Below are 26,500 nucleotides of genomic sequence, written 5' to 3'. Positions count from 1 at the left end.
GTCGATGACGGAGTGGATAGAGACCACGTTTCGCATCCCCTACTGGATCGATCTTTTCCGAACGTTTCCGCCGGCGTTGTGTTTTTTGCTGGTGGGAGTGGGATTGCTGCTGCTGTTGTACGGGCGGGTGATTTTCCTGCTGGTGGTGATTTTGAACGCCGCGGCGATCGGGGCGTACGCGGGGTGGCAGATCGGGTTGATGTTCGACCGTCCGCACCTTGGGATGGCGGTGGTGGCGGTTTTTCTGGCCGCGGTGGCGTGGCCGATGCTGAAGGTGGCGGCGTCGTTTCTGACCGGCGTGGTCGGGGCGGTTCTGCTGGTGTACCTGTGGCCTCTGATCTGGAACCGTCCGGAGTACCTGCCGGTGGCGGCGGTGGTGGGTTTCGTGGCCCTGGCGATCGCCGGATGGTACCTGTTCAAGCCGGCGGTGATCGCGTTTACCGCGTTGCAGGGGTCGCTGATGATCGTTTTGGCCGGACTGGCGCTGTTGGACCAGTGGCAGATCCGGGAGTGGGACGCGGACTGGTGGGCGGGGCAGAACCCGTTGGCGGTGGCGGCGGTGGTGTTGGGCCTGACGTTTGTGGGCGTGCTTTACCAGGGCCAGCTTACCGAAGAGGAGAAGAAGCTGGAGGACCGCAAAGTGGTGGGACGGGAGTGAGGGGAAGGCGTGGCGGTTTCACCCGCAGCGGCGGGGGCAGGGCATAGAAAAAGCCTGAGCCCGCGCGAGGCGGGTCAGGCCTGGTGAATTGTCAGTTGGAGTGATGGCGTGCGGTGAGCTATACCGCGACGCTGCTTCCGAAGAGGCTCTGAATGACGCTGGTGGTGGCGGCGGCGGCGATGGCGCTGGCGAAACCGACGAACTGGTCGATTACCAGCATTTTGATTTCCTGATCGCAGCCGACACAGAGCAGGGGCATGGCGAGGGCCAGCAGACGGGCGGTTCGGGCGAGAAGGCTTCTCATCAGACACTCCTTAAATTGGTGGGCGGCGCCCGCCCTGCGTTACGGTGGGCGGGGCCCGGCCTGGTTTCCGCTGTCGCCAAGAGCCGTTGGAGACAACGGGTTATTTATACCGGCTTGGCGTCTGGAATGCCACAGGGTTTTCGGCGAGTCCGGTGGTTACCTGATGACGATTTCGCGTTTGAGCCTGCTGCTCTGGTAGACGGCGTCGAGGATTTTCTGGACCATGAGGGCCTCCTCGGCTTTGACGCGGGGTTTGGCGCCGTTGCCGACGCAGTCGAGGAAATGGAACATCTGGTGTTCGAAGCATCGGTGTTCGGGCACCTGATAGACGGTGTTGGTCAGTCCGCCGCCGTCCTGTCCGACGAACTCGATCTTATTGCCGGAGACGCAGCCGGCTTTGTCGCCGGCGAGCCAGGTCTCGATGCGTTCGGAGTCGGGCATGTTGATGGCCCACGAGGTCTGCAGGAGCAGGTTTGTGCCGTTGGCGAAACGGACGATGGCGGAGGCGTAGTCTTCGACGTCGCAGCAGGGTTTGGCGGTGAGTTTGGGCGGCGCCCACATGCTCATGGCGCAGTAATCCTGGCGGTTGGCCAGGTGGCAGCCGCTGACGGCTGAGACGCGGACCGCCCGCGGATGGCCGAGGAACCAGAGGACCAGGTCGAGCATGTGGCAGCCCAGGTCGATCAGCGGGCCTCCGCCGGAGAGTTTTTTGGTGGTGAACCAGCCGCCGAGGCCGGGGGCGCCGCGTCGGCGGAACCAGCGGGACTCGGCGTAGTAGACGTTGCCGAGTTCGCCGGTTTCGATTTTGGACTTGATCAGTTCGTTGCCCGGCATGAACCGCCGGCAGTAGCCGATGGTGAGGAGTCGCCGGGCCCGTCTGGCGGTCTGGATCATCTGTTGGCAGAGCGGGGCGGAGACGGCCATCGGTTTTTCGCAGAAGACGTGCTTTCCGGCCTGGAGGGCGGCAATGGCGTGTGGGGCGTGAAAGGCGTTGGGCGAGCAGACCAGGACGGCGTCGAGGCGGTCCAATTTCAGGAGCTTGGCGGGGTTGTTGGCGGCGAAGTCGGCGGAGAACTGGTGGGCGAAATCGCGGGCCCGCGGCAGATCCTGATCGACGGCTCCGAGGATTTTGCCGCCGGCGGCGAGGATGCCGTGGGCGTGGGCGCGGGCGATGTTGCCGGCCCCGATGAACCCGACGTGTACCTGCTTGGCCATGATCGTTGGCTCCTGTGGAGAGGCTTGTGCAAACCATATGCGGCGTAGAGGTTCACTGTACCATTTGCGGCGATTCGGTTCAAGGGGCGGCGACGTCGGGTGAGCGGTGGACGAGATGGCCGGCGACGAAGGTGGCCAGAACGCGGGCGGTTGGATCGAGGATGGCGGCCAGGGGGTCCGGGTTGTCGTTGACGGCGAGCACGGCGAGGTCGGCGGATTTGCCGGGATCGATGGAGCCGACGACGTGGTCGAGCTGCAGAGCTCGTGCGGCGCGGATGGTAGCCATCGCCAGGACGGCTGAGGGAGGCAAGCCGCCGAGCTGGTGGACAGCCTGGGCCTGGGCGAGGATCGAGAGGGGCGAACCGGCGGCGGCGGAGTCGGTGCCGAGGGCGACGTTGATGCCGGCTTCGAGCATATCGCGATAGCGGTGCGGCGGGTGGTTGAAGTAGCGGTGGGCAAGCGGGCAGTAGGCAACGGACGCGCAGCCGGCGGCGAGACGTTGCAGATCGGCATCGGTGGCGTAGTTGACGTGGGCGAGGAGAGCGGGGAAATCGAGCAGTCCCAGATCGGCTGCCCACTGGATCGGCGTCTGACCGGTGGGCCGAATGGCCTTGTCCCACGCGCCGACGGCTTTGAGGATCGTGATCCAGGGGCCGGAGGCCGAATCGAGGAATCGCAATTCGGAAGGATCTTCCGCCAGATGGGAGGTCAGGCGAAGGTTCTCCATTCGGGCAAGCTCAAGGGCGAGGCGGTAGAGCTGCGGATCGGTGGAATAGGGCGCGTGCGGGCTGACGCCGCGCAGAAAGAGCCCGCCATCCGGCGGCATGGCGTGGATCTTTTCGGGCAGTTCGGCGAGGGCGGTGCGAGCCCTGGGACCGCGACCGAGGGTCTCGGCGAAGGCGATCTTGCGGATGGGCAGGTCGATCAGGGCCTGCCACGACCGGCCGTTGGCGGAGATATCGGCGACGGTGGCGGTGCCCGCGGCAAGATGCTGGCGGACGCCGTGCGTAACGGCACGAAGCTGGGTGCCGAGCCGCTTGGGCTTTCGCAGGACGAGCTTTCCGATCCAGCCGACGAAGGAGCCGGGATAGCGGATGCGGCGGGCGAGCAATGAGAGTTCGAGATGGCAGTGGGCGTCGATGAAGGCGGGGGCGATGACGGCGCGGAAACCAGCGGGAGCCAGGCCCGCAAAGTCAAGCGTCGCTTCGCCTTCGACGGAGAGATCGGAGCCGAGCTGGGCGATTCGATCCTCCTGGATGCGGAGCAAGCCCGGTGTTACCGGTTCGAACCGGCCGCCGGACAGGACGCAGTGGGCTTTGAGGATCATCGGGCGGTTCCTTGGGCGCACGTTACGGAGATCAGATTAGCGGTTGGGGAAAACCCATGCCACGAAAAAGTGCGATTGGGGCGACGGCCACAGCCACAACCGTTTGGAGGCCAATCGGGTGTGCGGCAAACACCGTGATGGCTTGCAATTAGGGTTGATTGGTTGTAATCTAGCGACAGTGAGCGCTCTACCACGGGGGTGAGCATTCGAGGGAAACGCGCCAATGGCAATTCACTTTTCATTGGGGAGGACAAGACGATGAAAGCCAGAAAGAATGGTCTTCGCCGGTTGACATGGACGGTCGCCGCGCTGGTGGGCCTGGTGATGGTCGTCGCCGGCTGCGAGCGAAGCGAGACGCCGACCAATGGGAACGGCGATGTCACCAACGGCGACGCCAAGCAGCGTCAGACGTACCAGGTTCAGCCGCCGCAGGACCGCCTGGAGCGTCAGGAGCGTCAGGTCCAGCCGCAAGACGACGAAACCCCGGTTCAGCCGCCACAGGACCAGCAACAGGACCGCCTGGACCGCCTGGAGCGTCAGGTCCAGCCGCAGGACGACGAAACCCCGGTTCAGCCGCCGCAGGACCTGCCGGAGCAAGGGCAGTAGCGGTCAGGCAGGTTGGGCCTCGCGAGCCGCCGGACAAAACGCCGTCGGAGCGGACCGACGGCGCCAACGGTACTTCTGTGGCGTGAACGACGCCAAAGGGGGTTGACGATGTTGATGCGATGGACGACGGCGCTGATGACGGCGGGATTCCTGCTGGCAACGCCGTGGGCGATGGCGCAGGATCTGGAATACGAACCGGGCGAGGGCGTGCATGAGGAGGAATGGTACGATCCGAGCGACTGGTTCGACGGGGACGACGGGATCGACTACGAGAACGACTGGGGCGACTACGATTACGACGATGACTACGAGTGGGGCGAGTACGACTACGAGGACGAATGGTACGATTGGGACTGGGACGGCTACGACTACTATGACGACGACAATTGGTATGACGAGGAGCGGTACGACTACGACTATGAGTACGATTACGATGACGGGTGGTACGACCGGGACTCGGACTACGACAACGGCGGGTACTACTACGGTTGGTAGGTTGCCAAAGCGTGGCGGGTGAACCTCGCCTTCGGCGAGGATTGCCCGCCCTGCCCGAAGTGGAATTACTCCGATTGTTGTCGACGATCGGGTACGGCGTGGTCGGGCGAACCATGCCGTACCCGCTTGCCATGCAGTCTGATTCGACGGAAGTCAGGAGGCGTTGGGATGGCGACGGTTCGCGGTCGGCTGGTGGAGGTGTGGCGGTGGTGCTGCGGCGAGCGTGGCGAGGTGCTGGCGCTGGTGGCGGTGCTGGTGGTGGTTGCGGGGGCGTGGGCGTTTCTGGAAGTGACGGGCGAGGTGATCGAGGGAGATACGCAGGCGATGGATGAGCGGATCGTGCTGGCGATGCGGAATGCGGACGACTTGTCCGACCCGATCGGTCCGCGGTGGCTGGAGGAGATGGCGCGCGACATCACGGGTTTGGGAGGCATGGCGGTGCTGGGGCTGATGACGGCGGGCGTGTGCGGGTATCTTCTGCTTCGACGGCAGCACTGGGCGGTGGGGTTCGTGCTGGTCGCGGTGGTGGGAGGCGTGGTGCTGAGCCTGTTCCTCAAGAGTCTGTTCGATCGTCCACGGCCGGAGGTGGTGCCGCACCTCTCGTACGTGCGGACGGCGAGTTTTCCGAGCGGGCATTCGATGCTGTCGGCGGTGGTGTACCTGACGCTGGGCGCGCTGCTGGCGCGGATGGTGACGCCGTGGCGGTACAAACTGTACTTCCTGGCGGCGGCCCTGGTGACGACGGGTTTGGTGGGCCTGAGCCGGGTGTACCTGGGCGTGCACTATCCGACGGACGTGCTGGCGGGATGGTCGGCGGGGCTGGTGTGGGCGACGCTGTGCTGGCTGGGGCTGTTCCTGCTGCAGCGGCGGGGGAAGGTGGAGCCGCCCAAGGGCGTGACGGCGTAGCGGACGGCGGACCTGCGCCGTGTGGCGCGGGCGCGGAGAAGGCGTGCGGCGCAGACTCTACCGGGCCAGGAGGGCCTGGATGTCAGCGCCGGAGGGGTACTGAAAGACCCGCAGGTCGAACTCGGGGACCACGGCGAGGACGTGGTCGAAGATGTCGGCTTGGATGCTCTCATAGCTGACCCACGCCTGGTCGTTGGAGAACGCGTAGATTTCGATGGGCAATCCGCAAGGGGTCGGATCGAGCTGGCGAACCATGAAGGTCATGTTCTTGTGGATTCGCGGGTGGTGGCGCAGGTAGTTTTCGACGTAGGCGCGGAAGGTGCCCAGGTTGGTCATCCGCCGGCCGTTGACGGCGACGGACGGATCGACGTTGTGCTGGGCGTTGTACTCGGCGATCTCGGTTCGCTTTCGTTCGATGTAGTCGGTCAGACGGTGGATGCGTGAGAACTTGGCGAGCATCTCCGGCGTGCAGAAGCGGACGCTGGTCATGTCGATGCAGATGGCGCGTTTGATCCGGCGTCCGCCGGACTCGGCCATGCCGCGCCAGTTCTTGAAGGAGTCGGAGATGAGGGCGTAGGTCGGGATGGTGGTGACGGTCTTGTCCCAGTTCTGGACCTTGACGGTGGTCAGCGAGATGTCGATCACGTCGCCGTCGGCTCCGTATTTTTCCATGGCGATCCAGTCGCCGCGGCGGACCATCTGGTTGGCGGCGATCTGAATGCTGGCGACAAAGCCGAGGATGGCGTCCTTGAAGACGAGCAGGAGCACGGCGGTCAGGGCGCCGAGGCCGGTGAGGAACTTCCAGGGCGACTGCTGCATCAGGATGGCGACCACGAACACGAGGCCGAGGAAGTAGAGCGCGATGTTGGCGACCTGGAGGTAGCTCTTGATCGGCTTTTCGCGGGCAATCTGGAGGCTCTGGTAGACGTCGTGGATGACGTCGATGAGGGCGTCGAGGATGAGGATGACGATGACGGCCACGTAGGCGAGCACCACCCGCTGGATCAGCGACTGCGTTTCCTCGCGGAGGCCGGGCAGCAGGACGGGCGTCAGGACGTGGACGATGACCGCGGGGGCCAGGTGCGCAAGGCGGTCGAAGACGCGGCGCCGCACGAGCACGTCGTCCCAGCGGGCGCGGGTGGCGGCGATGAACCGGCCGATGACCCGCAGCAGGAACCGCCTGGCGATCCAGTTGGCGGCCAGGGCGATCACGGCGATCGCCAGGACGGCGACGGACCGGACGACCAGCAGGGCCAGGCGGTCGGCCAGGCCGAGCGAGACGAGGTACTCCCGGAGCATTTCGATCATGACGGCGTTCTCCTGCGGGCCTTGCGCGAGGCGCGGATTGTGGACGCGGTTACCTTCGTCATCGTCGGATGGACGGCGATGACTTGAGCAATCATCGGCGATTATCGGACGCGGCACGTGATTCGGCTGAGGAGGCGGGCGGTGGAACGCATCCGCGGAGGGCGGATCGACGGCAAGGGGGAGAGCTTTCCGATAGTGAAATCATCCACGGAAATGTTCCGGGATGACCGCCGCAGAGAGGACGGGAAGACATGTCGCTACGCGGGAAGACCCTGATCATCATCGGGGCGACGATCGTCGGCCTGGTGGTGCTGTCTTGCGCCTTGGCGCAGCGGATACTCCTGCAGAGTCATGCGGACCTGGAGGCGAGGGAGGTCCGTCATGACCTGGCGAGGGTGCAGGCGAGCCTGGCGGACGTGGTGACCACGCTGCACAGCAAGGCCATCGACTGGGCGAACTGGGATGACACGTACGCATTCGTTGAAGACCACAACGAACCCTACGTCGTGAGCAACCTGGGCGATATCACCCTGGTCAATCTGCGGATCGGCCTGATGGCGATCATCGACCGGCAGGGGCGGACGGTCTACTCCAATGCCGTTGATCTGGAGACGGAGAAGGGCCTGGGGCGGCCAGCCAGCCTGGGCTCGCTGCTGGAGCGTTACCCGTGCCTGCTCGCCCACCAGACACCCGACGACAAGGTCGGCGGCCTGGCGATACTGCCCGAAGGGCCGCTCCTGGTGGTCTCGCACCCGATCGTGACCAGCGAAGGACAAGGACCGGTCCGCGGAGCGTTGATCATGGCCCGCGAGCTGGACGGGGCGGAACTGGCCCGGCTGGGCGAAGTGACCAAGCTGGCGATCGATCTGCGGCGAAGCGAGGGTTCGGCGTTGCCCGACGATTTCGCCGAGGCGGCTGCGGAGCTCACGGACGCCGAGGACACGGCGATCCTTCCATTGAGCGAAGAGCAGGTGGCGGGATACGCCTGGATGAAGGACCTTTCGGGCCGGCCGGTCCTGCTCCTGAAGGTGGCGACTCCGCGTGCGATCTATGGGCAGGGCGTATCGAGCATGCGGCTGTTCGCGGGTTACCTGGTGTTGACCGTGACGGTACTGGGCGCGGCGATGCTGGGGGTGCTGGAGGTGCTTGTGCTTCGTCCGCTGTCGCGGCTGGGGGCGAGCGTCCGGCAGATTGCGGTAAGCGGCGACGTTTCCTCGCGGCTGCCGGTGACGAGCCGCGACGAACTGGGAACGCTGACCGAGGACATCAACGATATGCTTTGGGCGCTCTGCGAGTCGGAGGAACGTCTGAAGATGGTGCAGTTTTCGGTGGATCGCGCCGGCGACTTGGTCTTCTGGATCGGGCCCGACGCCCGCTTCCACTACGTCAACGAGGCCGCGTGCCGCAGTCTGGGCTACTCCCGGGACGAGCTTCTGTCGATGACGGTACACCAACTCGATCCCGGATTCCCCGAGGCGGCCTGGCCGGAGCACTGGGAACTGCTTAAGAAAAGCGGATCGATGACCTTCCAATCCTCCCACAGGACCCGCGACGGCGTCCTGATTCCGATGGAGATCACCGCGAACTATCTGCGATACGGCGGCAAGGAGTACAACTGCGCCTTCGCCCGGGACGTTTCGGGGCGCAAGCGGGCGGAGAGCCAACTGGCTGAAGAACGCAGGCGGCTGGAGTTCATCCTGGAAGTGACCAACACGAGGATCAATATCACGGATGCGCAGTATGCTCTGCACTACGTCGACCAGGCCTGGCAAAAGGTCTACGGCGATCCGGCCGGACGGAAATGTTATGAGTATTTCATGGGTCGCGACCGCCCCTGCGAGGGATGCGGAATCCCCAAGGCGCTGGGCACCAAGGAGATCCAAATCACCGAGGAAACGCTTCCCAGGGAGGGCAATCGCCCCATCCAGGTGCATACCATCCCCTTCCAGGATATGTCCGGCCAATGGCTGGTTGCCGAATTCAATGTCGATATCACGGCGAGAAAGCAGGCGGAGAATCAGATCAGAGACGCTTTGGAGGAGTCGAAAGAGCTCAACCGCGTTCTTGAGGAGCAGACGGCCAAAGCCAGGCAACTGGCCGCGATGGCGGAGGCGGCGACCCGGGCCAAGAGCGAGTTTCTGGCCAACATGAGCCACGAGATCCGGACTCCCATGAACGGCATCCTGGGCATGGTCCAGCTTCTCCAGGATACGCCCCTGAACGACATCCAGCGGGACTACCTGGACACGGCGTGCGGTTCGGCGGAGTCGCTGTTGCGAATCATCAACGACATTCTGGACTTTTCCAAGATCGAGGCGGGTCGGCTGGAACTGGACCGGATCGGGTTCAGCCTGCGTCAGTGCGTCGCTGAGACGCTGAGGCCGCTGACGCTGGAAGCCGAGCGGAAGGGTCTGGCATTGCGGCAGGAATTCGCCGACGAAGTTGAGGATGCCGTGGTGGGCGATCCGGGGCTGCTGCGACAGATTCTGACCAACCTGGTGGCCAACGCGGTCAAGTTCACCGACGCGGGCGAGGTGGTGGTGCGGGTCGAGTCTGAGCTGCGGGAACCCGAGCGGGTGCGGCTGCGGTTCGCGGTGCGGGATACGGGGATCGGCATTCCGCCTGAGAAGCAGGATGTGATTTTTAACGCCTTCGAGCAGGTGGATGCGTCCACCAGCCGCAGGTACGGCGGGACGGGCCTTGGCCTGGCGATTACCGCCCTGCTGGTCGAGAAGATGGGCGGGCGGATATGGGTTGAGAACGACGCCGGGCAAGGGAGCAACTTCCGCATGGTCCTGGAGTTTCTGCGCCAGCCGGCGGGGATGTCCGGCCAGACCGGGCCGGCGGCGCCCGCGGCCGAGCCGTCAACGACCGAGAACACCGCGAATGGGCCGCTGCGGATCCTGCTGGTCGAGGACAACGCGGTCGACCGGAAGCTGATGCTCAAGATGCTGAAACGATGGGGTCATACGACCGACACGGCTGAGAACGGCCGGGCGGCTCTGGAGGCATTGGATCGCGAGGCGTTCGACCTGGTGCTGATGGACGTCCAGATGCCGGAGATGGACGGTCTGGAGGCCACGCGAAGCATCCGGGAAAAGGAACGGGAGACCGGAGGGCACGTGCCGATCGTCGCGATGACCGCCCATGCCCTCAAGGGCGACCGGGAGAAGTGCCTGGCCGCGGGAATGGACGGGTACGTGACCAAGCCGGTGCGCATGCCGGAACTTCTGGAGGCCATTCAGCGCTTCGGCGGCACGCCGGTCGGCGCCAAGTAGGGCCTGCGACCGTAGCCGGGATCAGCCTGGGATTTCGGGCGAGGAAGATCTCGCGACGTCCGGTGTCGCAGCGGGCTCTTCCACGAGCCGGTAGAAGCAGTCGCGTCGGGCGGGAATGTAGCCGGCCTGCCGAATGAGTTGCCGCAGTTGGGCCTCGGTAAGCCGATAGCTGACGCCGGCTGAGGCCACCACGTTCTCTTCGAGCATCAACGAGCCAAGATCGTTGGCCCCGAATTCCAGGGCGACCTGCCCGACCGCGGGCCCTTGCGTGACCCACGAGGCCTGGAGATTCTCGAAATTGTCGAGGTAGAGCCGGGCCACCGCGAGCATGCGCAGGTAGTCCTGGACGCCGGCCAGACGCGGCTGAAGGTCTTTGGCCAGCCTGGTGCCGGCGGGCTGGAAGGTCCAGGGGATAAAGGCGGTAAAGCCGCCGGTCTCGTCCTGCAGGTCGCGGAGGCGGCGAAGGTGCTCGATCCGTTCCTGGTCGCTCTCGACGTGGCCGAACATCATGGTGGCGGTGGTGCGGACGCCCTGTCGGTGGGCCTGACACATGACCTCGAGCCACTGTGCGGCGCTGTACTTGTTGGGGCTGATCCGGGCGCGCACGCGATCGCCAAGGATCTCCGCCCCCCCGCCGGGAATGGTGTCCAACCCGGCCTCGCACAGCTCGCCAATGATCTCGCTGATGGTCTTGCCGAACGTCCGCGAGAGGAAGACGATCTCCGGCGGGCTGAAGCCGTGCACGTGGAGTTGCGGATGGGCCGCCTTCAGGTCGCGCAGCATCCGCGTGTACCAGGCCATCGGCAGGTCAGGGTTCATGCCGCCCTGAAGCAGGACCTGCCGGCCGCCGAGGGAGACCAGCTCGTCGACCTTGGCCAGCAGTTGCTCGGCCGTCAGCACGTAGGCCTGCGGATGGCCGGGCGGGCGGCAGAAATTGCAGAACAGACAGCCCGAAACGCAGACGTTGGTGTAGTTGACGTTGCGATCGACGACGTAGGTGCGGATGCTGTCGCGATGGCGGCGCAGCGTCGCCTCTCTGGCCAGTCGGCCCAGGTGGTGAAGATCGGCGTGGGCAAGCAGATCGAGGGCCTCGGCGTCGCTCAGGCGGCTCATAAAACCTGCGCCCCCGTCGATGCGTGCAGCCGGCCGAAAAGCTCCAACCCCGCCCGCTCCCGCTCGCCCAGACGATAGCGGATGGTCTGGCCCAGGTACCGATGCGCGGCGGCGACTTCAAAGCCGTGACGTGCGGCGTGCTTCGACGCCAGCTCATCGATCCGCGAGGCATTCGCTTCGGCGGTCTCGGCGAGGATAGGGCCGGCGCGCTCGGCACTCGCGCGATCGCGGGCGACCCAGAGGGCGAAGACGAACGGCAGGCCCGTCCGGTCGCGCCAGAACTGGCCCAGATCGCAGACGAACGGGCGGTCAATCCCGGTCATGGCCTTGTCGCCGATCAGCAGCCAATCGCCCACGTCGGCGCCGGCGGGATCGAACCGGCGAACGGTGAGCCTCGCGGGGCGATGGAGCCAGTGGCGAAAGAGCACGGAGGTCAGCGCGACCGAGCAGTGTGATTCGGAGTCGAGGAACACCTCCTGGACTTGCTCAAGGGGCCGGTGGGCGAAGATCCGAACGGTCTGCACGGGGCCGTCGGCGGTGATGCCGTAGGGGCAGGCCATGGGCCAGGAGTCGGTCTTTTGGAGGTAATCGACGGCTGGGAGCATGGCCACGTCGAGTTGCCCCTGCTCGAGCAGTCCGGCGAGGCGGCTTGGCGGTTCGGCGACCAACTGGACGTCGCGTCGCTCGGCCAACCCTTCGGTCAGCGGCACGGCATTCAGATAGGGCACCGTGCCGATTTTCAGGATTTGCATGACGGTTCTCCCCGGCCGCGGCGGGCCGGATAATATTCTTTTCAGCGGCATCGCGGCCGTCGATAATTGTAACCCCGGCATTCAAGGGATAACAGCGGGATTGACGAAGTCCGTGAAAAGGCGATGCCGGACCGGATGCGACGTCCTATAATTGTTCGGTGCCTGACTGAGGCACGGGCGCCCGCCCGGCTGCAGCGGCTTTGACCTGTTTCCGCGCATCAACCAAGAACCTGTACGAGGGAATTACCGTAACCAATGGTGTGGAACAGCGAGACAACCGACGAGCAGCTCTTTGAACAATTCATCAGGGGTGATGAGACGGCGTTTGAAGGTCTGGTAGATCGCTACCACAAACAAATTTATGTTTTTCTTGTGCGATTTACCGGACGGCCGGAACTTGCGGACGACTTGACACAAGAGACGTTCATCAAGGTTCACCAGGCCGCCGCGTCATTCGATCTGGACAAGAAGTTTCGGCCCTGGGTCTTTGCCATCGCGGCCAACAAGGCCCGCGACATGCTCCGATCCATCGGGCGGTCGCTGCACCCGGTGAGCATCGAAGCCGGCCGGACCGACGAGGACCGGTCGCTGATCGACATCATCCCCTCGGACCAGGAGGTTCCCGAAATCGAGTTGATGGAACGGGAACGGGCCGAGAGCGTCAAGACGGCGGTGATGACGCTGCCGGAGAATCTGCGGGAAGTGCTGCTTTTGGCGTATTACGAGGACATGCAGTACAAGGAGATCGCAGAGGCGTTAGGCATACCGCTGGGAACGGTTAAGTCAAGGCTGCACAAGGCGGTCAACGCGTTCGGGCGTCTGTGGAAAGCGAAGCACAATGAGCGACAATCAGCCGAGTGACGACAATTCGTTGGAACTGCAGATGATCGAATACTGCTTGGGCCTTCTGCCCGAGCAGGAGCACAAGCAGTTCGCCCGCCGCCTGAGCGAGGACGCTGAGCTTCGCGCCCGTTACCAGGAGTTGTCCGACCCGCTGCACACCCTCAACGACTACCACGTCGAGGTTCCCAAGGATTTGCGAGGCCGGATTCTCTCGTCGAGCCGAATGAGCGGGCTGATCCGCCGGCAGCAGGAGGCCGAGTTGCCAGCGAAGGAGAAACGGAGCCGTTTGACGCTGCCGTGGGTGCTTCGGGAGTTTTCAGCGGCGGCGGCGGCCATTCTCATTATCCTTTCGACCTGGGCGGTGACGGCCAACCACGCCCGCCAGCAGCAGTATAAGGCCTTGTGCGGCAGCCAGTTGGCGGGAATGGGGACGGGCCTGGCCAACTATCAGATCGACCACCCGGGCCAGCTTCCGCAGATCCGACTGGCCGAGGGCGACTCGTGGTACGATTTCGATAAGAAAAAGCCTCGTCGCCAGCACCTGTTCCTGCTGGTGAAGATGAAGTACGTGGACCCGAAGCTGCTGGCCTGTCCAGCGGCCAAGGTGCGGCTGACCCTGACCCCGCAGGACCTCGACGAGCTGTCTGATTTTCCGGACTCGATTCCCGTAACCTACAGTTTCCAAAACCTTTACGGCGACCATAAGTTCTCTGAGGAGCAGCGTCGCCAGCGGTGGGCGCACCCGGCGCACATGGCGGTGATGGCGGATCAGACCCCCCTGCTTTCGAATGAGGGGCTCCAGCCGGTGCTTTCGCCGCAGAGCCAGTCGCCGAACCATCGGACTTTGACCACGGAAGGCCAGAACGTGCTGTTTCTGGACGGGTCGGCGCTGTGGAAGACCGCCCCGCTGGTAGGCCCGCAGGAGGACAACATCTGGCAGGCGGGGCAGCTTGACCGCTACCACGGGAACGAAGTACCGAGCCGTCCGGACGACAGTTTTCTGACCAACTGACCCCTCTTTTTTGCACGTCCGATTTTCTGTGCATCCTTCCAACAACCTGCGCCTACAAAATTTACAGAAATTTTTTACTTGATCGCCGCGTTTTTCTTCATTAGGATAGGAGGCGACGTCAGGGCTCAGCCTGAACAAGTCTTCTGGCCTATCAGCGGCTTACGCCAAAGAGGGAATTAGTCGATACGAGCCCTTGACCCGTTTGCGGCCTGTCGGTAAGGTATCTGTCTTTATCGTTTTATTAGCTATTTGCTGAAAAGGGGTTAGGACCATGGCCACCGTGACGAAGAAGGAACTGATCGATCGGATCACCGACGAACTGAACCGCACGCGTCCCCGAGCCCAAATCAAGGGCGTGCAGGTCAAGCGCGTGGTTCAGAAGTTTCTGGACATGATCATCGAAGAGCTGGCCAAGGGTAACCGCTTGGAATTCCGTGACTTCGGCGTGTTCGAGTCCAAGCTTCGGGCCGAACGGGTGGCTCAGAACCCCAAGACGCTGGAGCGCGTTCACGTTCCGCCGAAGCGGTCGGTGAAGTTCAAGGTGGGCCGTCTGATGAAGGAGAAGCTTCTGCGGGCCAGCGCGGAGGAAGGCGGCTCGGAGCAACTGGAGATGAGCCCGAGCGGTCAAGGGTCATCCGGCCAGTAGGCGTCGGGGCGGAGAGCGGCTGGCGGCGAGGCACACAGCGGCCGGACGACTTGACGGCCACGCCTTAAAGCTACTGCAAGTAGCGGTGGCGACAGGTTTTAGCGGAACTGAGTTCCCACCCGATAGCTGTCGAAAATCCGGTAGGAGTAGTCTCGGACCCCGGGGGTGATGCTCTGGCGATCTCTCCAGCGAACGCGATAGAAGACCGTTTCGCCGACATCGAGATAGCCTTCGGTGGCGGGCCAGAGCGAACGATAGGTGAACATTTCCGGATCCACCCTCGGAGCGGGCGAAGAACTCAAGACCAAGCCGGGGCTTACGTACAGCTCGTTGAGCAGCGATTCGTGGTCGTTGCGGCCGCAACATGCGGCGCAGCCGAGGAACAGCGGCAGGACCGCCAACAGGGCAGCGGCCAGGAGGCGGGCCGGTCGCCGGCCGCTGCGAGGCGCAGCGGCGAGGGCTGCCGGCGGCGTTCCGGCGGGAGGAATCCATTCGTGTTTATGGCGTTGCCGTTTCATTCTTCCACCTCCGCAGGGCGGTTGAATATAATTGCCGTAGGAACCACGGAGCAATTGTGGTGCCAAAGTGGAAGATGGATCGGGTCCGATAATAGCCGCCGTATGGAGGCGTGGCAAGGCTATTACCGGACCGACGGGAAGGGCAGGCGAAGGCACGGGGGATGAGCGATGCCGATCTGAAACGTCGTTTCGCCGGTGAAACGTCCGAACGTCCATGATTAACAGCGACAGGCCGATGACCCAGACCAACCGAGACAACTGGTTGCCCGCTCGAAGCATCAGCGAACGGCAGTTCTACCTGATGGTGCTGCCGTGCGAGCGGTGCGAGGGCGGGCCGTTCGACTTCGCCAGCACCGAACAAACGCCGGACGGGCAGGCGGACATCTGGTACGCCCGGTGCCGGACGTGCGGAACGGGCAAGCGGCTGATGTTCGACCGGAGCAAGCTGCTGGTTCCGGATGAAAGGCGGGACGACGGGCTGCCGGTGGTGAATCCGAGCGAGCGGGCGTCGGAGTTGCTGGACGTCGGGCAGTGGCTGTCGCTGTTCCACGCGATCATCAGCGCAACGGCAGAGCAGTCGTCGCGCAAGGAGGCGCAGCGGCTCGGGTACGAGGCGACGCTTTGCCTCGAGGAGGCGTTGAAGTTCTATCCGAACGACAGCGAGCTTCCCGGCGAGGAGGCGTTTTTTAGCGAGCCGTCGCGGCGGCGATTTCGGGAGCATCCGGAGCAGTTCGCTCGCGACCGGCTTCACCAGATGCGGCAGAAGCTTCCGAGCCTGCGGGTGATGCGGTCTCATCTGGACGGATCGCCGGACCAATCCAGCGGCGGAGGAAGCTGGTGGGCGCGGTTGTGGCGGCGGCTGCGCGGAGCGCGGTGAGCGGCGGGCAAGGGCGCAGCGGTACGGACGGCGGAGATCCGCAATGACGGGAATTTTCCATGGTTGAACTGGTGGCGATCGATCTGGACGGCACGTTGCTGACCTCGGGCAAGGTCGTGACGGCGCGGACGCAGCGGGTGGTGCGGGCGGTGCGCCAGCAGGGCGTGCGGGTCGTGCTGGCCTCGGCGAGGCCTCCTCGCTCGGTGGCGGAGACGTACAAGCTGCTGGGGCTGGACACGTGCGTGATCTGCTATAACGGGGCGTTGATCTACGACCCGCCGAGCAAGCAGGTGCTGTTCCATCGGCCGATCGAGAAGTTTCTGGCCCGCGAGGTGATCGACCTGGCGCGGCAGATTTACCGCGAGACGCTGGTGTCGATCGAGGTGCTGGATCAGTGGTACACCGACCGGGTGAACCCGGCATACCAGACGGAGGTCTCGAAGCAGTTCCAGCCGGACGTGCTGGGTCCGATCGACACGTGGCTGATCCAGCCGGTGACCAAGGTCCTGCTGCTGGGCCCGGCGGCGAAGATGAGCGAGGTCCGCCGCAAGATCGGCCAGCGGTTCGGACGGCGTCTGGCGATGACCCAGAGCGAGTCGAATCTGCTGCAGATCATGTCGGCGGGGGTCTCGAAGGGGACGGCGCTGAAGCGGGTATGCGACCGGTACGGGATTTCGCCGCAGAAGACGATCGCGATCGGCGACGCGGCGAACGATACGGACATGCTGGAATTGGCGGGAATGGGGATCGCGATGGCGTCGGCTTCGGACGACGTGAAGCGGGCAGCGGATTACATCACCTCCGGCAACGACGACGACGGCGTGGCTGAGGCGCTGGAGCGATTTGTGTTGTAGCCGGCGGCCCTGGATCGGTTACGGCAGGACGACCAGATGGAGTTGGGCGGGGCCGTGAACGCCGACGACGAGGTTCATTTCGATGTCGGCGGTCTTGCTGGGTCCGGTGATGAGGGTGACGGCGCCGGGCAGGGTCTGGCCGTAGGCTTTTCGAAAGCACGCGTCGAGGTCCATCAGGTCGGGAACGATCTGATCGGCCCAGAGGACCGCGACGTGGATATTCGGCACGAGCGAGGCGAGGCGCTGTCGCTGCGGGTCAGCGGCGAGGGCGATCGAGCCGGTTTCGGCGACGGCGAAGTCGACGGGTCCGACGGTGACGGTGGACCGGAACAGGCCTTCGTCGTCGAGATCGGCGGCGAGAAAGACGCGGCCGACGGGTTCGAGCACCGAGACGATGCTTCGTCCGAGGCGAGGGTCGATTTTTTCAGAATGGCAGAGGGTGATGCGGGCGTTGGCGGGGATGATCCGGCTGAGGGTCTCGGGCAGTTTCGCGGCGTCGTCGAGGACGTGAACGGTGGCGGCGGAGGTTTCGGCCCGCTGGGCAAAGGTCGCCACGAGGCGGTTGCGATCGGCATCGGCTGGGACGAGCCGGCCATCGAGCTTCGTCGCCTGCGGCTGGACTTCGGCGGCGACCGGTCCGGAGCGCAGGGCATCGCGTATGCTGGCAAGGATTCTACCGGCCATCGGCGTTCTCCGGATGATTGAATTCGCCGGACCGCCATCGGCGGATAAAGCTGCGGGTCGCGGGCAGCGGCAGGTCCTTGACGCGGGTCCAGTTGCCCGGCGGTCCGGGCATCCAGGAGAGCCATCCGTTTCGGCTGAGGGGCCTAAGAACCCACCGCATCATTTTTTGTCCAAGGCGGTAGATTCGCGGCCGCCGGAGGACGTCGGCCCAGACGCTCATGGCGGTGGCTTCGCCGGTTCGAGCGAGTCCTTCGCGGGCGGCTTCGTCGCGCAGGCTGAGGATGTACTCGGGCAGCGGCATTTTGGTCGGGCAGGCTTCGGCGCAGTAGTTGCACAGGCTGCACGCCTTGGCCAGATCAGCGGTCTTGCGGAGGCCGAGGAACTGCGAGAGCAGGATGGTGCCGACCGGACCGCTGTAACAGCCGGGGTAGCTCTGGCCGCCGACGTGCCGAAAGACGGGACAGGCGTTGACGCAGGCCCCGCAACGGATGCAGGTGAGGATCCGCCAGTACCTGGAGGCGAGGATACGGCTTCGGCCGTTGTCGAGGATCACCAGGTGTACCTGTTGGGCGCCGTCGGACGGGCAGGGCCCGGCGATCAGGTTGGTGTACTGGGTGATGCGTTGGCCGGTGCTGTACTTGGCGAGCATTTTCATGACCAGGGCGCCGCCGGCGAGGTCGGCCACGATTCGTTCCATGCCCATCACGGCCAGGTGGATGCGGCGGCTGGTGGCGTAGCGGGCGTTGCCCTCGTTGGTGCAGACGGCGAGCAGTCCCGGATCGGCGACGGCGAAGTTGACTCCGCTGACGCCCATTTCGGCGCGGCGGAATTTTTCGCGGAGGACGGCGCGGGCGGCCATGGTCAGGGCGGTCGGCTCGACCGGTCCGTCGTAGCCGATTTTCTCGCGGAAGATGTCGGCAATGTCCTGAGTGCTCAGGTGGCAGGCGGGGGCGACGATGTGTCCGGGCCTCTGGCCGGCGAGCTGGATGATGTACTCGCCCAGATCGGTCTCGGTGACCTCGAGGCCGTCGGCCTGGAGGGCTGGGTTCAGTTCGATCTCCTCGGTGGCCATGGACTTGCTCTTGACGATGGAGGAGACGCGGTTGACGCGGGCGACGTGCAGGACGATCTGCCGGGCCTCTTCGGCGTCCTTGGCCCAGTGGACCTGGACGCCGCGGGCCATGAGGTTGTCGGCGAGGGCGGCCAGGCAGCGGTCGAGGTTTCGGACGGCGTGGGTGCGGACCTCGGCGAGCTGGTCGCGAAAGGAATTGATGTCGCCCAGTTCGGGAGTGATGGCCTCTCGGCCGCTGTGCTGGCGGTAGGTGGCGTTGTAGAGTTTCTGGGCCAGCCCCTCTTTGCGGGTGGCTTCGACGGTATTGCTGTAGAAGTCGGATTTCGGCGCCACGTCAGGTTCCCAGTGATTGATCGATGAGTTGGGCCAGGTGCATGGCCTGGATCGGCTGGCCGGTGCGGTTGGCGTAGCCGGTGATGTTCATGGCGCAGCCGGCGTCGGAGAAGATCAGCCAGTTGGCCCCGGTGCGGCGGATGCAATCGACCTTATCGCGGACCATGCCTTCGCTGACGTGCGGGAAGTTCACGGAGAACGTGCCGCCGAAACCGCAGCATTGGGTCAGCCGCTCCAGCGGCCGATAGTCGATGCCGGGAATGCGTTGGATCAGCGAGATGGGCTCGTCGACGATGCCCAGCGGGCGGAAATGGCAACTGTAGTGGTAGGTCACCGAGTCGTTGAACCTGGCTCCCATCGCAGCTGGGTCCAGGCGGACGTGCTTGACCAGAAACTCGGAGAACTCGAAGGTGCGCTTGGCCAGTTCGGCAGCCGCCTGGCGGTAGGCGGGATCGTCCGCGAAGAGGCGATCGTAGTGCTGTCGGACCATGGCGACGCACGAGCTGGAAGGTCCGATGATCGGGCCTTGGGCGTCGCGGAAGACGTCGACGAAGTGGCGGGCGGCGGTGCGGGACTGGTCGAAGTGGCCGGCGTTGAACATCGGCTGGCCGCAGCAGGTCTGGCCGTCGGGGCAGCGGACGTGGTAGCCAAGCCGCCGCAGGACGCGGAGCGTGGCGACCGCCGCCTCGGGATAGAACGTATCAGCCAGGCAGGTGACAAAAAGGGTAGCGTTCATGGAATGGGCCAAGGGTGTCCTAGAACCTCCAGAAGTAGTACCACAACCCGAGGACCAACCCCGCCATGGCTCCGAACGCCCCGAGCCAGAAGCCGATCCATCCGAGTTTCCGCCACTTGCCCTGGAGGCCGGCGGCCCCTTCCAAGCTGAGCAGAAAACCGGGAAATCCCAAGATGATCGCTGCGAAAGCGCCGAGCAGGATGATCGGCTTGGTGATCCTGCCCGCGTCGATGACCTTTTCAGCGGAGTCCCATTCGTGGAGGATGACAACCAAGGTGCCCAGGGCGGCCAGAACAGCCAGGATCGACGCGACCAGACCGAGTTTGGTGTACTTGAGAATCTTGACTTCTCTTCGGGCCATTCGGCATCTCCGTACAGGCGAGTTACGGTTGTAAGTCCTTGTTTTTTATTGTATTCCGTCAGGGCTGCTGCGCGGAACCGGGTCCTTGTGGAGCCGGGTTGGCCCGGATCTGCTCAAGCAGATGATCGAGCCTTGCCCGCGCCAGACACACGCAGGTATCAGCCCCACCGTAGTATAACCAGACATGGTCACCCCTGACAATAGCCCCGCAGGTATAAACCACATTGGGAACGTCTCCGAGGCGTTCATAGGACTCAATCGGGCTGAGAATCCATGAGTTGTACCGAGCCAGGAGCCGAGACGGATCATCCCGGTCCGCCAGGGCCATGCCCAGGCGGTAGAGCGCGCCGGAGGCGGTTGTCTTGACGCCGTGGTAGATCAGGAACCAGCCGTCGGGCGTCTCGATGGGCGGAGCGCCGGCCCCTACCCTGGCCCCGTCCCACCATGGTCCGCCGCGCTCGGGCACCAGGTGCGTGGGCGCGCCCCAGTGAACGAGGTCGGGCGACGACGTGAGCCAGATGTGCTCGATGGCGCCGGAGACCGGGCGATGGAGCATGACCCATCGGTCATTGAACCGGCGGGGAAACATGGCGGCGTCCTTGTTGTTCGGCTGGAGAATCAGGCCCATCCTGCAGACGCTGACGAAGTCCTTGGTGGTGGCCACGGCCACGCCGGGTCCGAAGGGCGAATAGGCTGTGTAGCAGATGGCGTAGACGCCCAGCTCGGGCAGCCAGGTGATCCGGGGGTCTTCGCAGCCGAAGGATTCGTAAGGGTAGAGCGGCGAGTCGGGATCGGGAGCGATCAGCGGCTGAGGGTCGATTTTCCAGTTGTCCACACCGTTCTCGCTGCGGGCGACGGTCAGGTGCGAACGGCCCTGGCGGTCCTCGACCCGCAGCAGCAGCACCACCCGCCCGGCCATCTCAACCACGCCGGGATTGAACACGGCGTTGGCCGGATAGGGCAGATCGGCGATCGTGATGATCGGGTTGCGAGGCTCGCGTTCAAACAGCTCTTGGGCCACTGCGTCGGCTCCTGTCGAAGCGGTCTATCATAACGGGGCGATGCGTGGAGGTCCAGGAATGGTTGAGGCAAATGGGGAGCCTCATTCCTGGCGGAAGTAGGCGTCGAGGATGACGGCGGCGGCTACGGCGTCGAGGGGACGGTTGGGTTTGCGGGATTTTTGGTTGCGGGATTTGCCGGGCGGGCGGAATTTCTGTTCGGCGTGGAAGCTGCTGAGGCGTTCATCGACATATTCGACGGGGCGGCTGGAGAGCTCGGCCAGGGCCTGGCCGAAGGTCCGGACGAGCTGGGCCTGCGGGCCTTCGGTGCCGTCCATGTTGAGGGGCAGGCCGACGACGAGGGTCTCGACCGGATCACCGGAGCGGCGGAGGTGGTCCCAGACGGTCTGAGCGTCGGCGGCTGGGTCGTTGCGGGCGTCCAGGACGTCCCAGGGCATGGCGATCCGCAGCGCGGCATCACCGACGGCCAGACCGATGCGTTTGGTTCCATAGTCAATGGCGATGATTCTGGGCATGGCGTTGCCCGTCAATCTACAGAAACGGGGCGGGATGGGAAAGGGAAAAGGCGGCGGGCACGGGTTGGCCGGGCGGCTGAGGCCGGCGGGTTTGCCGCAAGCTGACCGCGGGCGTTGAGAGGTGGGATTTGTATAATGGAGGCCGACGGCGCAGGTCAAAACGATCATCTCGGTGGTTTTTCGAGAAGGAAAGGTATTACCATGTTCCGAATTCTGGTGGCGGACAAGCTGGCTCAGGAAGGATTGGATATTCTGCAGGCTGAGAAGGACGTGACGGTGGACGTGAAGGTGGGCCTGAAGCCGGATGAGCTGGCGAAGGTGGTGGGCGAGTATGACGGGCTGATCATCCGTAGCGGGGCGAAGGTGACGGCGGAGGTGCTGGAGCATTCCGGGCGTCTCAAGGCGATCGCGCGGGCGGGAGTCGGGGTGGACAACGTGGACGTGCCGACGGCGACGCGCAAGGGGGTCGTGGTGATGAACACGCCGGACGGGAATACGATCTCGACGGCTGAGCAGACGATCACGCTGATGTTCGGGCTGGCCCGGCATTTGTACAAAGCGTGCGATTCGTTGAAGAAGGGCGAGTGGGAGCGGAACAAGTTTATGGGCCGCCAGCTCGAGGGCAAGACGCTGGGCGTGGTGGGCCTGGGCCGGGTTGGCCGTGCGGTGGCTGAGCGGGCGCTGGGTCTGGGGATGCGGGTGGTCGGGTTCGATCCGTACTTCTCGCCGACGGAGTCGAGCTTCAAGGGCCGGGTCGAACTGGTGGAGGACGTCAACGCGTTGTGCAAGCAGTGCGACTATCTGACGGTACACACGCCGCTGACCGAGCAGACCAAGGGGATCGTCGGGGCGGAGCAGTTGGGCTTGATGAAGAAGAGCGCAGCGGTGATTAACTGCGCCCGTGGCGGGATCATCGACGAGGAGGCGCTGTACCAGGCGCTGACGGCGGGGACGATCTCGGCGGCGGCGCTGGACGTGTATTCGGAAGAGCCGCCGAAGGACCGCAGACTGGTGGAGCTGGAGAATGTGGTGTGCACGCCGCACCTGGGCGCCTCGACGAAGGAGGCGCAGGTGGTGGTGGCGATTGACGCGGCCAAGCAGGTGCTCAAGGTGCTCAAGACGGGCGAGGTGATCAACGCGGTCAACGCGCCCGGTTTTGACGCGTCGCTGGCCAAGGTGCTTCGTCCGTACGCGTCGCTGGCCCAGCGGATGGGCAAGATCCTCGGCTCGGTCACGCAGGGCCGGACGCGGAAGCTGAAGGTGGTCTACTCGGGCGAGATGGCGGAACTGGAGGCGGGCGCGGTGACGGTGAGCCTGCTGGTGGGTCTGCTGCAGGGTCAATCGGATGAGCCGGTCAACGCGGTCAACGCCCGGCTTTTCATCAAGGAGCGCGGGATCGAGGTGGAGGAGATCAAGAGTCACGCGGCGGGCGATTTCGCCACCCTGATCGAGGCGACGCTCGAGACGGACAAGGAGCAGCACAGCGTGACGGGGACGGTGTTCAGCCGATCGCTGCCGCGGATCGTGGCGATCGACGACTACCGGATGGAGATGGTGCCGGCGGGCCGGATGATCATCTCGTTCAACGACGACAAGCCCGGCGTGATCGGCGGGGTGGGCAACCTGTTCGGTCAGCACAAGATCAACATCGGCTCGCTGACCTTCGGCCGCAAGACGCAGACGCAGAAGGCGGTGCTGGTGCTGGCGCTGGACCAGGAGCCGAGCCAGGCAATCCTGCGGGAGATGTCCGAGCTTCCCTTCATGGATGGCGTGAACTATATTGAGCTGCCGGAGCTGGAGACCGAGGCGTAAGCGGCGTCTGACGGCTGCGAATGGAAAAAGATGGCTACCGGTCGGCGCCGGCGGTATGGTGTGCGCAGACCCCCCGAACGGACGGTGTGTTTTTCTTCTGAACCCAGGAGTTGATCGATGACTGATCGCTTGCAGACGGAACTGGTGGAGTATTCGGATTCCCGGCTGGACGATGTGCGGGCGCTGATCGCCGAGAGCTGCCGCGACCTGCTTCCGGTGGAGGTGGCGCGGACGGCGTTGGCCAGATACATCCACAGCGAGGACTTCGACGCCCTTGCCTGGCAGGAGGCGGGACGGTTTTTTGAGTTCGGGACGCACGATGAGTGCTGGTGGATTCGGCGAAAGGCCGCGTTGCCGGCGGCGACGGACGGGCGGGTATTGGGTCTGCGACTGGACGTGGGGTTCCAGACCGGTGTGGGGCATGGGGCGATTCTGTACCTGGACGGCAGGGAGTACGAGAGTTTCACGCCGAAAATGCCGCACCTGTTCGGCGGTCATGAGATCTCGATTTTGCCGAAAGAGTTCGCCGCGAGGAAGGAGGCGGAGTTTCTGTTGAAGTTCTACGCCGGCCGCGACCACGGCCCGATCGGCAAGGCCCGGCCGCGGCTGCTGGAGGCGTTCGAGCTGGTGTGGTTCGATCCGACGGCGGCGAAGCTGTTCTATACGGGGATGGCGGTGCGTCGGCTGCTGCGGACGCTGGAGGCGGGCAGCGGGACGCATCAGGAGCTGGCGGAGTTGCTGAAGGCGTCGCTGGCGAGGATCGACTTTTCAACCGGCGCAGCGTCGGCGCGGGCGACGCTGGCGCGCGGGCTGGAGCATCTGGAAAAGGGCCTCAAGAAGCTCTCGCAGGATACGCCGGACCTGGTGACGCTGGTGGGCGTGGGCCACGCGCACATCGATACCGCCTGGACCTGGCCGTACGCGGTCTCGCGGGAGAAGTCGGCCCAGACGTTCACGACGGCTTTGGGGCTGATCGACCGCTATCCGGAGTACGTCTTCCAGCAGGGCCAGCCGCAGTTGTATCAATTCGTGAAGGAGGACGCTCCACAGCTTCTGGAACGGATTCGGGAGGCGGTGGGCAAGGGCCAGTGGGACGCGGACGGGGCGATGTGGGTCGAGCCGGACTGCAACGTGCCGTCGGGCGAGGCGCTGGTGCGTCAGCTCGTCTACGGGCGGCGGTTTTTCCGCGAGGAGTTGGGCGTCGAGAGCCGGGTGCTGTGGCTGGTGGACACGTTTGGATTTCCGTGGACGCTGCCGCAGATCGCCCGTGGCTGCAACATCGACTTTTTCGTGACGACCAAGATCTCGTGGAATCGGTACAACCGGTTTCCGTACAGCTTCTTTGAGTGGACGGGGCCGGACGGGACGACGATTCCGACGTATTTCATGACGGTGCCGTGGATGGCGGACGCGGCGATCGCGACATACAACGGCGTGCCGGACCCGGTAGACATTCACCTGGGCTGGCAGCGGCGATTTCCCAAGGAGCCGCGGCGGGCGCTGCTCAACGCGCTCGGCTGGGGCGACGGCGGAGGCGGCGTGACCTTCGAGATGATCGAGTGGATGCGGGCGCTGGACAAACTCGGCGGACGGATCGACGGCCGCTGGCAGCGGGTGGGCGAGTTCCTGCATGAGCAGTACGAGATATGCAAGTCGCAGTTGCCGCAGTGGAGGGACGAGCTGTTCCTGGAGTTCCATCGCGGCACGCTGACCACGCACGCGGAGCTCAAGAAGCTCAACCGCCGGGCGGAGTTCGCCCTGTGCCGGGCCGAGACGATGGCACTGCTGGCGGACGCGGGCGATTACCCTGCCCAGGAGTTCCGGTTGCTGTGGCAGAAGGTGCTGCTGAACCAGTTCCACGACGTGATGGCGGGTTCGTCGGCCCACGACGTGTTCGAGGACGCGGTGCGGATCTACCACGAGGCGTTGGACGGGGCAGCCGAGCTGGAGCGCAAGGCGGTCGGCAAGTTGCTGGGCGAAGGCGGCGACCGGCTCGCGGTGTTCAACAGCCTTGGGCATAGCCGGTCGGGCCTGGTCGAGGTCGAGTTGCCCGAAGGCAAGGCACTGGCCGGCGCGGACGGGGCGGCGCTGCCGCTCCAGCGGCTCAACGACCGGACGGCCGTGGTGGACGCGGGCGAACTGCCGCCGGTGGGATACCGGACGCTCCAGATCGTCAAGGGCTGTGACACGGGCGCGGTCGAACGGGCGGTTGAGGTCGGCAATTGCACCATCGAGAACGATTGCCTGCGGGTAGCGATCAACCGGGTCACCGGTTACCTCGATTCGGTAGTGGACAAGACGACGGGCCGCGAGGTCCTGGCCGGACCGGGCAACGAGTTGCAGCTTTTCGAGGACAAGCCGTTCGTCAAGGAGCACAGCGGCTGGGAGATCGATCGGATCTTCGTCGAAAAGCCTTACAAGGGGCGGATCGAGCTGGCTGAGATCCGGCCGTTCGGCGGGCCGCTGCGGGCCGGCTACACGGTCGAGTGGAAGGCGATGAACAGCCGGGTGCGGCAGGAGATCTACCTCGACCGCGACTGCCCGGTGGTGTATTTCAAGACGTGGGTGGACTGGCGCGAGCACGAGACGCTGCTGAAGGCGGCGTTTCCGGCGACGGTGAACCAGACGCAGGCGTGCTTCGAGATCCAGTACGGCCACATCCATCGGCCGACGCACCGGAACACCTCGTGGGACATCGCCAAGTTCGAGGTGCCGTGCCACAAGTGGATGGATATGTCCGAGGGCGATTACGGGGTGAGCGTGCTGAACGACAGCAAGTTCGGCTGCGACGCGATCGGCAACACGATGCGGTTGACGCTGCTGCGGGCGCCAATCAATCCGGACCCGCAGGCGGACCGCGGCTTCCATGAATTCACCTACGCCCTGTACCCGCACGCCGGGCGATGGAACCAGGCCAAAACGGTGCGATACGCGCGCGAGCTGAACATCTCGCCGATCGTGGCGGCCTGCGGCAGGACCGCGCCGGCGGAGAAGAGCTTCCTACGGCTGGAGCCGGAGAACCTGGTGCTGGAGGTGTTCAAGGGCGCTGAGGACAGCCAAGCCGCAGTGGTGCGGTTCTACGAGTCGGCGAACGTTCGCGGGCGCGGGCGGCTGAGCTTCGATCTGCCGTTCGCGGTGCGTCGGGCGAGCCTGTGCGACATGGAAGAGAACAGCCTCCAGGAACTGACGATCGAAAACGGCGTGGTGGCGTTCGACTACCTGCCGTGCCGGATCATGACGATCAAGCTGGAGGCGT

Annotated in this window: 25 protein-coding genes; 12 read left to right on the top strand and 13 right to left on the bottom strand. The window is 64.6% G+C overall.

All coding sequences use genetic code 11. The features are described from left to right. Nucleotides 1-4 precede the first annotated feature (4 nt). Complete coding sequence (locus GXY33_16385; protein NLX06717.1) at nucleotides 5-658, top strand: hypothetical protein; 654 nt, start codon at nucleotides 5-7, stop codon at nucleotides 656-658. Nucleotides 659-776: 118 nt separating this feature from the next. On the opposite strand, the gene GXY33_16380 is transcribed toward GXY33_16385, so the two are convergent. From GXY33_16380 to GXY33_16370, 3 genes are all read right to left on the bottom strand, one after another. Next, nucleotides 777-962: a hypothetical protein gene (locus tag GXY33_16380; GenBank protein ID NLX06716.1), complete on the bottom strand. Its 186-nt coding sequence runs from the start codon at nucleotides 960-962 to the stop codon at nucleotides 777-779. 156 nt (nucleotides 963-1,118) lie between these two features. After that, nucleotides 1,119-2,177, bottom strand: a complete 1,059-nt coding sequence (locus GXY33_16375; GenBank protein ID NLX06715.1) for a Gfo/Idh/MocA family oxidoreductase — start codon at nucleotides 2,175-2,177, stop codon at nucleotides 1,119-1,121. Nucleotides 2,178-2,256: 79 nt separating this feature from the next. Then, nucleotides 2,257-3,504, bottom strand: a complete 1,248-nt coding sequence (locus GXY33_16370; protein ID NLX06714.1) for an amidohydrolase family protein — start codon at nucleotides 3,502-3,504, stop codon at nucleotides 2,257-2,259. A 258-nt stretch (nucleotides 3,505-3,762) separates the two neighbouring features. Here GXY33_16370 and GXY33_16365 point away from each other — a divergent pair, with 258 nt between their 5' ends. From GXY33_16365 to GXY33_16355, 3 genes are all read left to right on the top strand, one after another. Next, nucleotides 3,763-4,110: a hypothetical protein gene (locus tag GXY33_16365; protein ID NLX06713.1), complete on the top strand. Its 348-nt coding sequence runs from the start codon at nucleotides 3,763-3,765 to the stop codon at nucleotides 4,108-4,110. 108 nt (nucleotides 4,111-4,218) lie between these two features. Then, on the top strand, nucleotides 4,219-4,605 hold the full coding sequence (locus GXY33_16360) for a hypothetical protein (GenBank protein ID NLX06712.1): 387 nt from the start codon (nucleotides 4,219-4,221) through the stop codon (nucleotides 4,603-4,605). Nucleotides 4,606-4,773: 168 nt separating this feature from the next. Further along, the gene (locus GXY33_16355; GenBank protein ID NLX06711.1) at nucleotides 4,774-5,511 is read left to right on the top strand and encodes a phosphatase PAP2 family protein; all 738 of its coding nucleotides are present in this window, start codon (nucleotides 4,774-4,776) and stop codon (nucleotides 5,509-5,511) included. 57 nt (nucleotides 5,512-5,568) lie between these two features. Here the strand turns inward: GXY33_16355 and GXY33_16350 are convergent, their stop codons facing one another. Next, entirely contained in the window at nucleotides 5,569-6,819 is a 1,251-nt protein-coding gene (locus tag GXY33_16350; GenBank protein ID NLX06710.1) for a mechanosensitive ion channel family protein, read from the bottom strand. A gap of 251 nt (nucleotides 6,820-7,070) precedes the next feature. On the opposite strand from GXY33_16350, the gene GXY33_16345 reads away from it, so the two are divergent. Further along, nucleotides 7,071-10,097 carry a response regulator gene (locus GXY33_16345; GenBank protein ID NLX06709.1) on the top strand — a complete coding sequence of 1,009 codons (3,027 nt, stop codon included), beginning with the start codon at nucleotides 7,071-7,073 and terminating at the stop codon, nucleotides 10,095-10,097. Between the two features lie 21 nt (nucleotides 10,098-10,118). On the opposite strand, the gene mqnC is transcribed toward GXY33_16345, so the two are convergent. Both mqnC and GXY33_16335 read right to left on the bottom strand, forming a co-directional pair. After that, the gene (gene mqnC, locus GXY33_16340; protein ID NLX06708.1) at nucleotides 10,119-11,210 is read right to left on the bottom strand and encodes a dehypoxanthine futalosine cyclase; all 1,092 of its coding nucleotides are present in this window, start codon (nucleotides 11,208-11,210) and stop codon (nucleotides 10,119-10,121) included. Further along, nucleotides 11,207-11,962: a menaquinone biosynthesis protein gene (locus GXY33_16335; GenBank protein NLX06707.1), complete on the bottom strand. Its 756-nt coding sequence runs from the start codon at nucleotides 11,960-11,962 to the stop codon at nucleotides 11,207-11,209. Before GXY33_16335 ends, mqnC begins: the two co-directional genes overlap by 4 nt. Nucleotides 11,963-12,217: 255 nt before the next feature. Between GXY33_16335 and GXY33_16330 the strand changes: the two genes are divergently transcribed. The 3 genes from GXY33_16330 (at nucleotide 12,218) to GXY33_16320 (ending at nucleotide 14,463) form a co-directional block, all read left to right on the top strand. Continuing rightward, nucleotides 12,218-12,823, top strand: a complete 606-nt coding sequence (locus GXY33_16330; protein ID NLX06706.1) for a sigma-70 family RNA polymerase sigma factor — start codon at nucleotides 12,218-12,220, stop codon at nucleotides 12,821-12,823. Then, on the top strand, nucleotides 12,801-13,817 hold the full coding sequence (locus GXY33_16325) for a hypothetical protein (protein NLX06705.1): 1,017 nt from the start codon (nucleotides 12,801-12,803) through the stop codon (nucleotides 13,815-13,817). The genes GXY33_16330 and GXY33_16325 overlap by 23 nt, the downstream gene beginning before the upstream one ends. A 271-nt stretch (nucleotides 13,818-14,088) precedes the next feature. After that, nucleotides 14,089-14,463: an integration host factor subunit beta gene (locus GXY33_16320; protein NLX06704.1), complete on the top strand. Its 375-nt coding sequence runs from the start codon at nucleotides 14,089-14,091 to the stop codon at nucleotides 14,461-14,463. A 98-nt stretch (nucleotides 14,464-14,561) separates the two neighbouring features. Here GXY33_16320 and GXY33_16315 read toward each other — a convergent pair whose 3' ends face one another. Further along, nucleotides 14,562-14,981: a hypothetical protein gene (locus GXY33_16315; protein NLX06703.1), complete on the bottom strand. Its 420-nt coding sequence runs from the start codon at nucleotides 14,979-14,981 to the stop codon at nucleotides 14,562-14,564. Between the two features lie 235 nt (nucleotides 14,982-15,216). Between GXY33_16315 and GXY33_16310 the strand changes: the two genes are divergently transcribed. Beyond that, nucleotides 15,217-15,858, top strand: coding sequence for a hypothetical protein (locus tag GXY33_16310; GenBank protein NLX06702.1), 642 nt, complete (start codon nucleotides 15,217-15,219; stop codon nucleotides 15,856-15,858). A 59-nt stretch (nucleotides 15,859-15,917) separates the two neighbouring features. Further along, nucleotides 15,918-16,712 carry an HAD family phosphatase gene (locus tag GXY33_16305; GenBank protein NLX06701.1) on the top strand — a complete coding sequence of 265 codons (795 nt, stop codon included), beginning with the start codon at nucleotides 15,918-15,920 and terminating at the stop codon, nucleotides 16,710-16,712. 18 nt (nucleotides 16,713-16,730) lie between these two features. Here the strand turns inward: GXY33_16305 and GXY33_16300 are convergent, their stop codons facing one another. The 6 genes from GXY33_16300 to ruvX form a co-directional block, all read right to left on the bottom strand. Then, nucleotides 16,731-17,396, bottom strand: a complete 666-nt coding sequence (locus tag GXY33_16300; protein ID NLX06700.1) for an LUD domain-containing protein — start codon at nucleotides 17,394-17,396, stop codon at nucleotides 16,731-16,733. Then, nucleotides 17,386-18,801, bottom strand: a complete 1,416-nt coding sequence (locus GXY33_16295; protein ID NLX06699.1) for a lactate utilization protein — start codon at nucleotides 18,799-18,801, stop codon at nucleotides 17,386-17,388. Before GXY33_16295 ends, GXY33_16300 begins: the two co-directional genes overlap by 11 nt. A 1-nt stretch (nucleotide 18,802) precedes the next feature. Continuing rightward, a complete protein-coding gene (locus GXY33_16290) occupies nucleotides 18,803-19,537 on the bottom strand; it encodes a (Fe-S)-binding protein (GenBank protein ID NLX06698.1) in 735 nt (244 codons plus the stop codon). A 19-nt stretch (nucleotides 19,538-19,556) separates the two neighbouring features. After that, complete coding sequence (locus GXY33_16285; protein ID NLX06697.1) at nucleotides 19,557-19,898, bottom strand: hypothetical protein; 342 nt, start codon at nucleotides 19,896-19,898, stop codon at nucleotides 19,557-19,559. Nucleotides 19,899-19,956: 58 nt separating this feature from the next. Next, nucleotides 19,957-20,919, bottom strand: a complete 963-nt coding sequence (locus tag GXY33_16280; protein ID NLX06696.1) for a glycosidase — start codon at nucleotides 20,917-20,919, stop codon at nucleotides 19,957-19,959. An 81-nt stretch (nucleotides 20,920-21,000) separates the two neighbouring features. After that, nucleotides 21,001-21,432 carry a Holliday junction resolvase RuvX gene (ruvX, locus tag GXY33_16275; GenBank protein NLX06695.1) on the bottom strand — a complete coding sequence of 144 codons (432 nt, stop codon included), beginning with the start codon at nucleotides 21,430-21,432 and terminating at the stop codon, nucleotides 21,001-21,003. A gap of 201 nt (nucleotides 21,433-21,633) precedes the next feature. Between ruvX and GXY33_16270 the strand changes: the two genes are divergently transcribed. Beyond that, entirely contained in the window at nucleotides 21,634-23,244 is a 1,611-nt protein-coding gene (locus GXY33_16270; GenBank protein NLX06694.1) for a phosphoglycerate dehydrogenase, read from the top strand. A 117-nt stretch (nucleotides 23,245-23,361) separates the two neighbouring features. After that, nucleotides 23,362-26,500 (top strand): alpha-mannosidase (locus GXY33_16265; GenBank protein NLX06693.1); only part of this gene is annotated, 3,139 nt, incomplete at its 3' end.

Source organism: Phycisphaerae bacterium (assembly GCA_012729815.1).
Taxonomy (GTDB): domain Bacteria; phylum Planctomycetota; class Phycisphaerae; order JAAYCJ01; family JAAYCJ01; genus JAAYCJ01.
Note: the sequence above shows the minus strand (reverse complement) of the source record. Positions and strands in the feature narration are given on the sequence as shown.

Coding starts and splice junctions, on each gene's coding strand:
- GXY33_16315 (NLX06703.1), bottom strand. CDS start 14,981: ATGAAACGGCAACGCCATAAACACGAATGGATTCCTCCCGCCGGAACG.
- ruvX (NLX06695.1), bottom strand. CDS start 21,432: ATGCCCAGAATCATCGCCATTGACTATGGAACCAAACGCATCGGTCTG.
- GXY33_16320 (NLX06704.1), top strand. CDS start 14,089: ATGGCCACCGTGACGAAGAAGGAACTGATCGATCGGATCACCGACGAA.
- GXY33_16385 (NLX06717.1), top strand. CDS start 5: ATGACGGAGTGGATAGAGACCACGTTTCGCATCCCCTACTGGATCGAT.
- GXY33_16285 (NLX06697.1), bottom strand. CDS start 19,898: ATGGCCCGAAGAGAAGTCAAGATTCTCAAGTACACCAAACTCGGTCTG.
- GXY33_16375 (NLX06715.1), bottom strand. CDS start 2,177: ATGGCCAAGCAGGTACACGTCGGGTTCATCGGGGCCGGCAACATCGCC.
- mqnC (NLX06708.1), bottom strand. CDS start 11,210: ATGAGCCGCCTGAGCGACGCCGAGGCCCTCGATCTGCTTGCCCACGCC.
- GXY33_16365 (NLX06713.1), top strand. CDS start 3,763: ATGAAAGCCAGAAAGAATGGTCTTCGCCGGTTGACATGGACGGTCGCC.
- GXY33_16335 (NLX06707.1), bottom strand. CDS start 11,962: ATGCAAATCCTGAAAATCGGCACGGTGCCCTATCTGAATGCCGTGCCG.
- GXY33_16270 (NLX06694.1), top strand. CDS start 21,634: ATGTTCCGAATTCTGGTGGCGGACAAGCTGGCTCAGGAAGGATTGGAT.
- GXY33_16370 (NLX06714.1), bottom strand. CDS start 3,504: ATGATCCTCAAAGCCCACTGCGTCCTGTCCGGCGGCCGGTTCGAACCG.
- GXY33_16355 (NLX06711.1), top strand. CDS start 4,774: ATGGCGACGGTTCGCGGTCGGCTGGTGGAGGTGTGGCGGTGGTGCTGC.
- GXY33_16325 (NLX06705.1), top strand. CDS start 12,801: ATGAGCGACAATCAGCCGAGTGACGACAATTCGTTGGAACTGCAGATG.
- GXY33_16350 (NLX06710.1), bottom strand. CDS start 6,819: ATGATCGAAATGCTCCGGGAGTACCTCGTCTCGCTCGGCCTGGCCGAC.
- GXY33_16380 (NLX06716.1), bottom strand. CDS start 962: ATGAGAAGCCTTCTCGCCCGAACCGCCCGTCTGCTGGCCCTCGCCATG.
- GXY33_16290 (NLX06698.1), bottom strand. CDS start 19,537: ATGAACGCTACCCTTTTTGTCACCTGCCTGGCTGATACGTTCTATCCC.
- GXY33_16360 (NLX06712.1), top strand. CDS start 4,219: ATGTTGATGCGATGGACGACGGCGCTGATGACGGCGGGATTCCTGCTG.
- GXY33_16310 (NLX06702.1), top strand. CDS start 15,217: ATGACCCAGACCAACCGAGACAACTGGTTGCCCGCTCGAAGCATCAGC.
- GXY33_16300 (NLX06700.1), bottom strand. CDS start 17,396: ATGGCCGGTAGAATCCTTGCCAGCATACGCGATGCCCTGCGCTCCGGA.
- GXY33_16345 (NLX06709.1), top strand. CDS start 7,071: ATGTCGCTACGCGGGAAGACCCTGATCATCATCGGGGCGACGATCGTC.
- GXY33_16305 (NLX06701.1), top strand. CDS start 15,918: ATGGTTGAACTGGTGGCGATCGATCTGGACGGCACGTTGCTGACCTCG.
- GXY33_16330 (NLX06706.1), top strand. CDS start 12,218: ATGGTGTGGAACAGCGAGACAACCGACGAGCAGCTCTTTGAACAATTC.